This is a genomic window from Limimaricola cinnabarinus (assembly GCF_002723615.1).
Lineage (GTDB): Bacteria > Pseudomonadota > Alphaproteobacteria > Rhodobacterales > Rhodobacteraceae > Limimaricola > Limimaricola cinnabarinus_B.
The window spans coordinates 1-9,066 of sequence record NZ_KZ304995.1 but is presented as its reverse complement, the minus strand read 5'-3'; the positions used below and the strand labels follow the sequence as shown (position 1 = coordinate 9,066).

Sequence of the window (9,066 nt, the reverse complement as noted above, 5' to 3'; positions counted from 1 at the left end):
TTCGACCTGCTTGAGCTGGCGCCGGGCAATGGCGTCCGCCTCCTCGCAGGACCGGGCGGGATGATCGCTGAGGTCGAGCAGTTCACGGATCGCATCGAGCGAGAAGCCAAGCTGCCGGGTATGACGGATGAAAGACAGGCGGTCGAGCTCGGCATTTCCATAGCGGCGCTGTCCACCATCGGTCCGCCCCGGTTCGGGCATCAGGCCGACCTGCTCGTAATAGCGGATGGTTTGCACCTTCGTGCCCGTCTTCTTCGCCAGATAACCGATCGCCAGCATATCCACCTCTCCGCCTTACCTACAGTGTGTGTAGAGTTAAGCGCTATGCCGCACAAGTTCCGGTGAAATATCCCTTGAATCTACAGTGGCTAGAGGAGCTAAACACGCAGCAAAGTTAGAATCGACAATGGGCGGAGCGACGTGAAGCTTTCAGGTCTTCGGCGGGTATTATGGGTCTTGGCGGGCGCGGCTGTGTTCGCTTTCATCTGGCTGTTGCTGTGGTGGGACTACCGCGCCGACCGCGCCCAGAACACTGACGATCCAGCGTTTGTCGCGGAGTTCGAGCTGACTGATCACCAAGGCATGATCCGTACCGAGGAGGATTTCGCGGGGCGCTGGATGTTGGTGTTCTTCGGGTTTGCCAACTGTCCCGATGTCTGTCCGACGACGCTCGCGGAAGTAGCTGCCGTCGTGGATGGTCTGGGCGAGGATGCCGAAAAAGTGCAACCGATCTTCATATCGATTGATCCCGAGCGGGATACTCCAATGGCTCTCGCCGACTTCGTTCCGCGCTTTGACTCGGGCATTATCGGGCTCACAGGCACATCAAAGCAGATCGCAGAGACAGCCGAGACCTTTCCAATTTATTTCGAGCGGATCGAGGAAGCCAGCGCGCCGGATGGTTATACAATGGGGCATACATCTCACCTGTTCCTTTTTGATCCACAGGCGGGCTTTGTGGACTCCTGGTCCTACGGCACCCCGGCCGAAGAGATCCTTGCCGATCTGAGAAAGAGGATCTGATCGCCATGACCCGACTTTCCGGAGAAACGGCTCTTGGCCTGGCGTGGATCATTGCGTTCACCTCATCTCTCGCCGTGCTCTTTGTCGGCGAAGTGCTCGGACAAGCGCCTTGCGTGCTCTGCTGGTTCCAACGAGCCTTCATGTTCCCCTTGGCCATCGTTCTGGGGCTCGGATTGTGGTGGCAGGACCCGCGCGTGGGCCGATACGGAGTCGCGTTGGCCTTGGGTGGTGCCGCCGTCGCGTTTTGGCATATGGGCCTCTATGTCGGCCTAATCCCCGAGCGTATCCAGCCTTGCATGGCGACCGGCCCCTCTTGCACTGACGATAACCAGCTGCTCTTCGGCATACCGATTCCACTGATGGCGCTTGTCGCCTTTGCGCTAATCGGGCTGCTATCAGCTCTTTCACTCAAGGAAAAGCAAACATGAATCGACGCGGCCTCCTTTTGTCCGTTCTCGGCATTGGTGCCGCAGGCTTCGGCGGCGCGGCCTGGTATGCCACCCGTCCCCAACCCGTGGCCGAGGCAGGACCCCTCGCACCTGAGGTGAACGACGTGCTGATCCGGCCCTATTCCCCGATCCTCGGACCTGAGACCGCGCCGGTCACGATCGTCGAATTCTTCGATCCAGCTTGCGAGGCCTGCCGCGCGTTCCATCCCGTAGTCAAGGATATCATGGCTGAACACGGAGATGCGGTGCGTGTCGTGATCCGATACACGCCTTTTCACGGTGAAGCTTCGGTGGAAGCGATCCGTGTGCTTGAAGCTGCGCGGATGCAGGACGTGTTCGAACCGGTGCTCGAAGCGGTCTTGCGAGAGCAGCCCCGGTGGGCATCCCATGGGACCCCTGCACCTGGCTTGATCCTTGAGATTGCTGCAAGCGGAGGTCTGGATGTCGAAGCAGCCCGGACACAAATGCTGGCCCCCGGTGTCGTGGCAGTGCTCAACCATGACCGCGCTGATGTCGAAACGGTTGGCGTGCGGCAAACGCCCACGTTCTTCGTGAACGCCAAGCCGCTAGACCCGTTCGGTGAGGCCGAACTGCGGCGACTGGTGGCTGCGGAAGTTACGGCCAGCCAAAGTTGATGCGCGGACAGATACAGGAAGAATTGTCATGAAAAAGCGACCATACGTCAAGGGATTGGCCGTTATTTTTATGCTCGCGGGCTTGTCGGCCCCGGCATTTTCCGGCTCGGAAGATGTGAATGTCGAGAACGCGTGGTCCCGCGCCTCCATCGGCGCGAGCCGTCCGGGTGCCGCCTATATGATCGTGCGCAACACGGGTGAAGACGCGGTCACGTTGACCGGGCTTACAACACCTTTGGCCATGATGCCCGAAATCCATGAGACGAAAACCAATGCCGATGGCGTAAGTTCAATGACGCCTGCTGGAGAGATCACGATTGAAGCGGGCGAAAGCCTAGCATTGGAGCCAGGCGGGCTACACGTCATGCTGATGAACTTGCAAAACCCGATGACCGAAGGCGAGACTTTCCCGCTGACACTGACCTTCTCGGACGGCGACGAAGTGACTGTCGACGTCCCGATCCTGGACATTGCCGCGCGCGGGCCGGAGGGCTGATGCAGCGTCGGCATTTGCTTCGATACGGTGCAGCGGGTGCAGGCGCTCTCGGACTGATGCTTGGTGTCGGATGGTGGCGCGTGGACGGACCCGGTGCCTCGAAACCAGCTGGCCAACGGCCCCTAGCCCTGTCGGCAATGGACTTCCGTCTGACCGATCATGAAGGCAATGAAGTGGGCCCAGACACCCTGATCGGCCGCCCGACCATGGTGTTCTTCGGGTTCACCTACTGTCCAGACGTCTGCCCAACGACTCTGTCGGATATCTCCGGCTGGCTTGACGATCTCGGAGACGCGGCCGCGCAGATGAACGTGGCCTTCATCACGGTCGATCCGGAGCGGGACACGGTCGAGGCCATGGCCGAATACGTCGGCTATTTTCATCCGGCCATCCGCGGCTGGACGGGGCCGGAAGACCAAATTGCCCGCGCTGCAGAAGGATTTCGTGCCTTATACGAGCGCGTTCCAACCAAGGGCGGGGGTTACACAATGAACCATACGGCAAGCGTGTTCCTGTTCGATGCCGAGGGTGAGCACGTCACCATGATCGACTATCACGAGCCACGAGAATTCGCAGTGCCGAAGATCCGGCGCGCACTGCCAGAGGACGTAGCGGGGGCAACATGAAGAAGCGAGCTGTTTTGAGGACCGTGGCGGTCGCAGGCGCATGTTCGGTGACTACCATCGCCATCTCTGGAGTTCTGTCGAAAGAACCGATGCCCCAGCAATTGCCGAAACAACGCTTTGGACCCCCGATCCGCTCTCGGTACCGCAACTTGTCGACCACGTTGTGACGCTGCCTAAAGCACCACAAGCCGATGGGGGGTGCCCAATTCGACCTATCACTCTATTGCAGCCTGCCTTCGCCGAAACCTCGTTGCCCGGGATAGAGCTGCCTTTAATCGTTTGGACGCATGAGATCGCGTCGGGCGAGATACTGGATGTGGTCCTAGCGGACGCTGGCATTCCTGCACCTGCCCGCGCAGAGATCGCCCTGGCACTTGGTGTGGAATATGATCCCCGCCGATTGCGCCCATGGCATGCGGTCGCCGTGATCTCAAAAGCGGAGGGGAACCCAAGGCGCGTGGAACTGGCCGTCGACGACGGGGTGCAGATCGAAACGATCCTGGGTAGGGATCTTGTCATCGGCGTATTGGGGCCAGACCCCGAGATGGTAATTTTCGCAAGCGAGGCAGTGATCGAAAGTTCTGCTCTCGATACGCTTGACAAGGCAAGCCCCCCTGCACGCTTCTCGGGCGACTTGGCGCGAATGCTGGGCGGTACGAGGATTTTCGAAGCGAACTCTCCGGCGGCGAGTTGCTGCGGTTCCTTTGGCACGAGGCGCAAGACAGGAACGCTTCATCGGCCGTCGCGGTGGGTATGGTCGGGTGGTTGGGATGGCGCATGGCTTCGACGCGCTTACAAGCCCTGCCCATCCCTGCGAGGTGCCGGACGATCACGAACAAGGGCAGCGCGTGATGGCCGGCCATGTGATCGGTCGCGTTGATGCGACCGCAACTGCAACCGGCCCAACCTGCCTTATGAAGTGTTCATGGACGGTCGTCCCACCGACCCGCTTTCAGGCGACCGGGTTACAGAGGCGGCCGAGCGTGAGACAGACGACACGACCGCACTTGAGCGACCGAGTGAGGCGCGCCCGCTCTTGGCTGAACGTCTCACCAGCGAACTTATGCAAACAACAACTCGAAAGGCTTTATTCTATGAAACGACTAGCTCCCGCCCTTGCGGTCGCGTTCGCTTTGCTGCCTGCGGCACAAGCTTTCGCCGAGGCGATCCCGATCGATGTCCGCAAAACCAGCGGCTGCGGGTGTTGCCTGTCCTGGATGAAGCACCTTGAGGAAAACGGCTTTGCGCCGAAGGGCGAGGACATGTTCGGGGGACTTCTCGTACGTTTCAAAGTCGACAATGGCGTGCCGCAGCGCATGGTGTCCTGCCATACGGCTTTGGTCGACGGTTACGTGATCGAAGGCCACGTACCGGCGTCCGACATCCAGCGTCTGTTGGACGAGCGCCCGGATGCAGTTGGGCTGGCGGTGCCAGGGATGCCCTATGGCTCGCCCGGCATGGGACCGGAAGACGATCGCGAGGCCTATGACGTGTTCCTGATCCGCGGCGACGGGTCGACCGAGGTCTTTAGCAGTTACTCGGCCTCTGACTGACGTATCGACGAGACCTCAGCGCATGGAAACTTCCTTCCCAATAGCCCTCGGCTTTCTTGGAAGCCTGGCCGCCGGATCGCTGACAGCCGTCGGGGCGGTCCCCGTTCTCTTTGGGCGCATCCCCTCCCGAGCCACGCGCGATCTTCTGCTTGGCTTCGCCGCAGGTGTCATGCTCGCAGCCTCGTTCTTCTCGCTGATCATCCCGGCTCTCGACGCAGCCGAAGGACAGTTCGACAACGGTGCACTCCCCGCGGCCATCGTTTGTGTTGCGATCCTGCTTGGCATGGGCGCGGTCGCTCTGATGAACGAAAGGCTGCCGCATGAACATTTCAAGACGGGGCGGGAAGGCCCCGACGCTGCTTCGCTGCGCCGTGTCTGGCTCTTCATTTTCGCGATCACGATCCACAATTTTCCCGAAGGTCTTGCCGTTGGTGTCGGGTTCGGCGCTGACGGTTTCTCTGGCGGCTTGCCGCTTGCGATCGGCATAGGGCTACAAAACGCTCCCGAGGGTCTCGCCGTAGCGGTCTCATTGCTTGGTGAAGGATATTCTAGGCGCCGCGCGTGGGGGATTGCCGCCCTGACAGGTCTTGTCGAGCCGGTAGGCGGGCTTCTTGGCGCTGGCATCATCAGCATCTCGCAGCCGCTGTTGCCTTGGGGCCTCGCCTTCGCTGCCGGGGCGATGCTCTACGTCATCAGTCACGAAATCATTCCGGAGACCCACCGTTCCGGCCATCAAAACAGGGCGACTTTCGGTCTCGCGGTCGGCCTCGTGATCATGTTGTTCCTCGATGTATGGCTGGGATGATGAGATGAAACAGTCCCTTTTCCAAGGTTTCATTGCGGCTGGAACTGCTTTTATTGTCGATCAGGTGACAAAAGCAATTGTCGTCGCCAATGCGGCAGATTTGAGCGCCGGAATTCCGGTCTTTCCCGGATTCAATCTCATCTACCTGCGCAACGATGGCGTAACATTCGGACTATTTGGTGGAGCGCCATGGTGGAGCCTTACGGCGTTGGCCCTCGTTATCTGCGGCTGGTTGACGGTCATGTGGGTGCGCACTGCCAACCCGGTTGAGGCTATCGCCTATGGTGCGATTATCGGTGGCGCGCTCGGCAACGTTATGGACCGCATCCAGTTTCGGGGTGTGACGGACTTCCTCGATTTCTACGTCAGATCCACGCATTGGCCCGCCTTCAACATGGCGGATGTTTTCGTGGTCGGCGGCGTGGGCCTGCTGCTGATAGCGCTTTGGTTGAGCGCCAAGTTTCAGAATGGCCCATGATTACGGGCTTGCCATCACTGACTGGTCGGGGCCGTTACATTCCCCTGCGGTCCGGGATTAGCTTTGCGGCGGGCGGTCTGACGGTTCTGGCCCTTCCACCGTTCTCATGGCTCATCGTTGTTCCGGTCGCCTTCTCAGCACTCTTTCTCGTGCTCCGGCAGGTTTCGACAACGCCTGCCTTCTTCATCGGCTGGGTCTTCGGAATGGGCCAGTTCGGGTTTGGAATTTCCTGGATCGCCGAGAGCTTTTACGTCGATACCGAGCGTTTCGGTGCCCTCGCGATCCCGGCAGTCGCGGGACTGTCCGCCGGACTGGCCATTTTCCCGGCTATTGCGGCGATGTTATTTGCCACCATCATGCAGCGCCGTACTGTCAGCGGCATTTCGGCAGGCCTTCTGCTTGCAACCTGCTGGGTTGCCGCAGAATGGCTGCGTGGTCATGTCCTGACGGGGTTTCCCTGGAACCTTGCCGCTTATGCCCTTCTCGATCATGCCGCCTTGCGCCAACCCGCTGCTTGGGTCGGAAGCTACGGTCTGAGCTTTCTCACAGTCTTCATCGGCATATTGCCGGGTGTTTTGCTTGTGGACGCGCCAAAAAAACGCGCGTTCGTTCTCGCACTCTTCGGCGTTGCGGTGACGGGTCTCGGGGGTGGCGGTGTGCTTCGATTGAGGCAGGACGTGCCGCCGACGGACATTGCTTTGCGCGTTGTGCAAGGCAATGTGCCTCAAGTCGAGAAGTGGGCGCCGGGCAGCCGAGAAAGCACGTTGGAAAAATACCTGCGCTTGTCCGCGCCACCCGGACGTTTTGATCTGCTGCTGTGGCCGGAAACGGCCTTTCCCGGTTTTTTGGACGAGGACGCTGCGGCGCGCACGCGGTTATCCACGGTTTTGCCAGACGACAGGATCCTTTTGACAGGTGTGCCTGACCGCCTAGAGGGCGATGGGGGAACCCGATATTTCAACACGGTTCAGGCCTATGACAGCAGCGGCGAAATTCTGACGGGATATGCAAAACATCATCTTGTTCCGTTCGGGGAATATGTGCCCCTGAGAGGCTGGCTGCCGATCGAGCGGCTGACCGAAGGTTTGGGCGATTTCACGCCAGGACCAGAGCCACGCACGCTGGCGATCCCGGGTGCTCCTCCGGTCGCGGTGGCAATCTGTTACGAGATCATTTTTCCGGGCCATGTGGTCGATGATCTTTTCCGTCCCGATTGGATATTCAACGCCACAAATGATGCCTGGTTCGGAACCAGCATCGGGCCCGAGCAACACCTTGCATCCGCACGCATGCGCGCGGTTGAGGAAGGTCTTCCCGTGGTCCGCGCGGCCAACACCGGGATATCCGCGATCATCGACGCCAACGGAGAGATCGTCGCGCGCCTCGACACCGGGCAAACAGGGGTCATAGATGCCAACCTGCCGACAGCGCTAGCGCCCACGCCTTACGCACGTTTCGGCGATTGGACGTCGCTGGCGCTCATCTGTGCGGCCTGGGCCCTGATCTTTGCCGTCAGATTGACCAAACGACGTTCGAATACAAAATACTCAAGATCGGAGGAATCGTGATGCTGGTGCTCGCAGGCTTTGTCGGAGGGGCGCTCTGGGATGGCTATCTGGCGCGACGGCGGGAAGGGAACCGCCTGGATATACTTCAATACGCGACAAGCTTCGGTATTGCTTTTGGTCTCATCGCTTTTTTCACCTCGGTGATTCTCTTGCGCATCACGTCCTGAGATTACTTTGGCACCGGCAACGAATTGAGACGACTGTTCAACATATTATTTCGCTCGTTCCTGGCGGTTTGCGCAGCAGGCTTGGTCGTTTCCGGTGTCGCCTACTTTCTGCTGCGCGCCTCCGTTCCTAAGTATGAGGAGGACTTTAGCGTTGAGGGTATAGAAGGCCCGGTCGATATCCTGCGGGATACTTCAGCCATACCGCACATTTCCGCAGGCTCCGCTGCGGAAGCCTATTTCGCGCTCGGCTTCATTTACACGCAAGATAGGCTTGGTCAGTTGTTGAAGACAAGGCGCGCAGCACAAGCCCTGTTGCCACTTGAGCAGATGGGCGAGATTTAATCTCCGCCATCCGATGCACTCGAAGTATATTCCGCCGGTGTCAACGCGCGGCTTGGGCTAGTGTTCGAAGGCGGGCGCGGCAGAGGCTCACCCGAACGATTGATCGCGGATGAGAGAATGATCACGGGGTCACGTCCGTCATGTGTGGATGTCCCATGCGACCGATGACACTTGAATTGTTTACCGCCTCGCCAAAGTCCAGCCTGACTGCATTGGCACCATGGCAGACATCCGTCAGAACATCGTCATCGCTCTCGGCCTGAAGCTGGTCTTTCTCGTGACCACGATCCTCGGGGTCACCGGTCTGTGGATTGCCATTCTCGCCGATACGGGCGCGACCGTCCTCGTGACTCTGAATGCGCTTCGGTTGCTGTTCTTTCGGCCGGACAAGGGGAGCGTCACTGTAGGCCGTCCTGATCGAGAGACATCCAGAACCGGCGGAACCGTTCGCGGCCCCGAGGGCGTTGCCTCCCGGGAAGCGCAGGACATGGTATGAGTAGCAATCTTCTGATCTGGATACCGGTGCTGTTGGCTGCCGTCTGGGCCGCGCATTGGGGCGCGGAGCATCTGGCGGAGCCTCTGAAGAAGCTGCGCAAGCAGTGGGGCTTCTCTGTGGCCGCCGGCGGCGCCTTCGTCGGCCTGGCCGCGGCCTCTCCTGAGATCGGCATCAACACCACGAGCGCCCTGCGCGGTGTCGGTGATATCGGTCTGGGCGCGCTGCTGGGGTCGAACGTGCTCGCCATTCCCCTGATGGTGGTGACGGCCTACGCCGCGACGCGCAGGAAGCGCATTGAGGGGCATGACAATCACGCCGAACACCGGCGGGCGCATCTCCTGGAGGTGGATCGCCGGGCCGTCACGATGCAGGCCCTGCCCTATTTGGGGATCATCGCGCTCTTTGCCCTGCTGACGCTGCCCGCGCCC

At 60.1% G+C, this 9,066-nt stretch carries 12 protein-coding genes and 2 pseudogenes; 13 read left to right on the top strand and 1 reads right to left on the bottom strand.

Annotated elements, in window-relative coordinates; translation table 11 throughout:
- The coding region (locus tag CJ301_RS18000; protein ID WP_099278726.1) for a MerR family transcriptional regulator at positions 1 to 279 on the bottom strand (279 nt) is incomplete at its 3' end.
- Positions 280 to 456: 177 nt separating this feature from the next.
- Here CJ301_RS18000 and CJ301_RS17995 point away from each other — a divergent pair.
- The 13 genes and pseudogenes from CJ301_RS17995 to CJ301_RS17935 form a co-directional block, all read left to right on the top strand.
- Complete coding sequence (locus tag CJ301_RS17995; protein WP_099278725.1) at positions 457 to 1,023, top strand: SCO family protein; 567 nt, start codon at positions 457 to 459, stop codon at positions 1,021 to 1,023.
- Positions 1,024 to 1,028: 5 nt separating this feature from the next.
- Entirely contained in the window at positions 1,029 to 1,451 is a 423-nt protein-coding gene (locus tag CJ301_RS17990; protein ID WP_099278724.1) for a disulfide bond formation protein B, read from the top strand.
- Positions 1,448 to 2,107: a DsbA family protein gene (locus tag CJ301_RS17985; protein ID WP_099278723.1), complete on the top strand. Its 660-nt coding sequence runs from the start codon at positions 1,448 to 1,450 to the stop codon at positions 2,105 to 2,107. The genes CJ301_RS17990 and CJ301_RS17985 overlap by 4 nt, the downstream gene beginning before the upstream one ends.
- Before the next feature lie 28 nt (positions 2,108 to 2,135).
- Positions 2,136 to 2,603 (top strand): copper chaperone PCu(A)C, encoded by a 468-nt coding sequence (locus CJ301_RS17980; RefSeq protein WP_099278722.1) that lies wholly within the window; start codon positions 2,136 to 2,138, stop codon positions 2,601 to 2,603.
- Positions 2,603 to 3,229: an SCO family protein gene (locus CJ301_RS17975; protein ID WP_099278721.1), complete on the top strand. Its 627-nt coding sequence runs from the start codon at positions 2,603 to 2,605 to the stop codon at positions 3,227 to 3,229. Before CJ301_RS17980 ends, CJ301_RS17975 begins: the two co-directional genes overlap by 1 nt.
- Before the next feature lie 1,094 nt (positions 3,230 to 4,323).
- On the top strand, positions 4,324 to 4,782 hold the full coding sequence (locus tag CJ301_RS17965; RefSeq protein ID WP_099278720.1) for a DUF411 domain-containing protein: 459 nt from the start codon (positions 4,324 to 4,326) through the stop codon (positions 4,780 to 4,782).
- Between the two features lie 22 nt (positions 4,783 to 4,804).
- The gene (locus tag CJ301_RS17960; protein WP_099278719.1) at positions 4,805 to 5,587 is read left to right on the top strand and encodes a ZIP family metal transporter; all 783 of its coding nucleotides are present in this window, start codon (positions 4,805 to 4,807) and stop codon (positions 5,585 to 5,587) included.
- A gap of 4 nt (positions 5,588 to 5,591) precedes the next feature.
- Positions 5,592 to 6,065: a signal peptidase II gene (gene lspA / locus CJ301_RS17955; protein ID WP_099278718.1), complete on the top strand. Its 474-nt coding sequence runs from the start codon at positions 5,592 to 5,594 to the stop codon at positions 6,063 to 6,065.
- Positions 6,062 to 7,633, top strand: coding sequence for an apolipoprotein N-acyltransferase (gene lnt / locus CJ301_RS17950; protein ID WP_173812389.1), 1,572 nt, complete (start codon positions 6,062 to 6,064; stop codon positions 7,631 to 7,633). The genes lspA and lnt overlap by 4 nt, the downstream gene beginning before the upstream one ends.
- Positions 7,633 to 7,800 (top strand): hypothetical protein, encoded by a 168-nt coding sequence (locus tag CJ301_RS18995; RefSeq protein WP_099278717.1) that lies wholly within the window; start codon positions 7,633 to 7,635, stop codon positions 7,798 to 7,800. Before lnt ends, CJ301_RS18995 begins: the two co-directional genes overlap by 1 nt.
- 24 nt (positions 7,801 to 7,824) lie before the next feature.
- Positions 7,825 to 8,142, top strand: coding sequence for a penicillin acylase family protein (locus tag CJ301_RS19180; RefSeq protein ID WP_254050203.1), 318 nt, complete (start codon positions 7,825 to 7,827; stop codon positions 8,140 to 8,142).
- Between the two features lie 217 nt (positions 8,143 to 8,359).
- Positions 8,360 to 8,638 (top strand): annotated as a pseudogene (locus tag CJ301_RS17940) (hypothetical protein); the annotation flags it as partial.
- Positions 8,635 to 9,066, top strand: a pseudogene (locus tag CJ301_RS17935) (sodium:calcium exchanger); the annotation flags it as partial. The pseudogenes CJ301_RS17940 and CJ301_RS17935, both read left to right, overlap by 4 nt.

Bases quoted from the DNA above. Each gene is read 5' to 3' on its own strand.
- CJ301_RS17975 (WP_099278721.1), top strand. From the start codon at position 2,603: ATGCAGCGTCGGCATTTGCTTCGATACGGTGCAGCGGGTGCAGGCGCT.
- CJ301_RS17985 (WP_099278723.1), top strand. From the start codon at position 1,448: ATGAATCGACGCGGCCTCCTTTTGTCCGTTCTCGGCATTGGTGCCGCA.
- CJ301_RS17980 (WP_099278722.1), top strand. From the start codon at position 2,136: ATGAAAAAGCGACCATACGTCAAGGGATTGGCCGTTATTTTTATGCTC.
- CJ301_RS18995 (WP_099278717.1), top strand. From the start codon at position 7,633: ATGCTGGTGCTCGCAGGCTTTGTCGGAGGGGCGCTCTGGGATGGCTAT.
- CJ301_RS17965 (WP_099278720.1), top strand. From the start codon at position 4,324: ATGAAACGACTAGCTCCCGCCCTTGCGGTCGCGTTCGCTTTGCTGCCT.
- lspA (WP_099278718.1), top strand. From the start codon at position 5,592: ATGAAACAGTCCCTTTTCCAAGGTTTCATTGCGGCTGGAACTGCTTTT.
- CJ301_RS17990 (WP_099278724.1), top strand. From the start codon at position 1,029: ATGACCCGACTTTCCGGAGAAACGGCTCTTGGCCTGGCGTGGATCATT.
- CJ301_RS17960 (WP_099278719.1), top strand. From the start codon at position 4,805: ATGGAAACTTCCTTCCCAATAGCCCTCGGCTTTCTTGGAAGCCTGGCC.
- lnt (WP_173812389.1), top strand. From the start codon at position 6,062: ATGATTACGGGCTTGCCATCACTGACTGGTCGGGGCCGTTACATTCCC.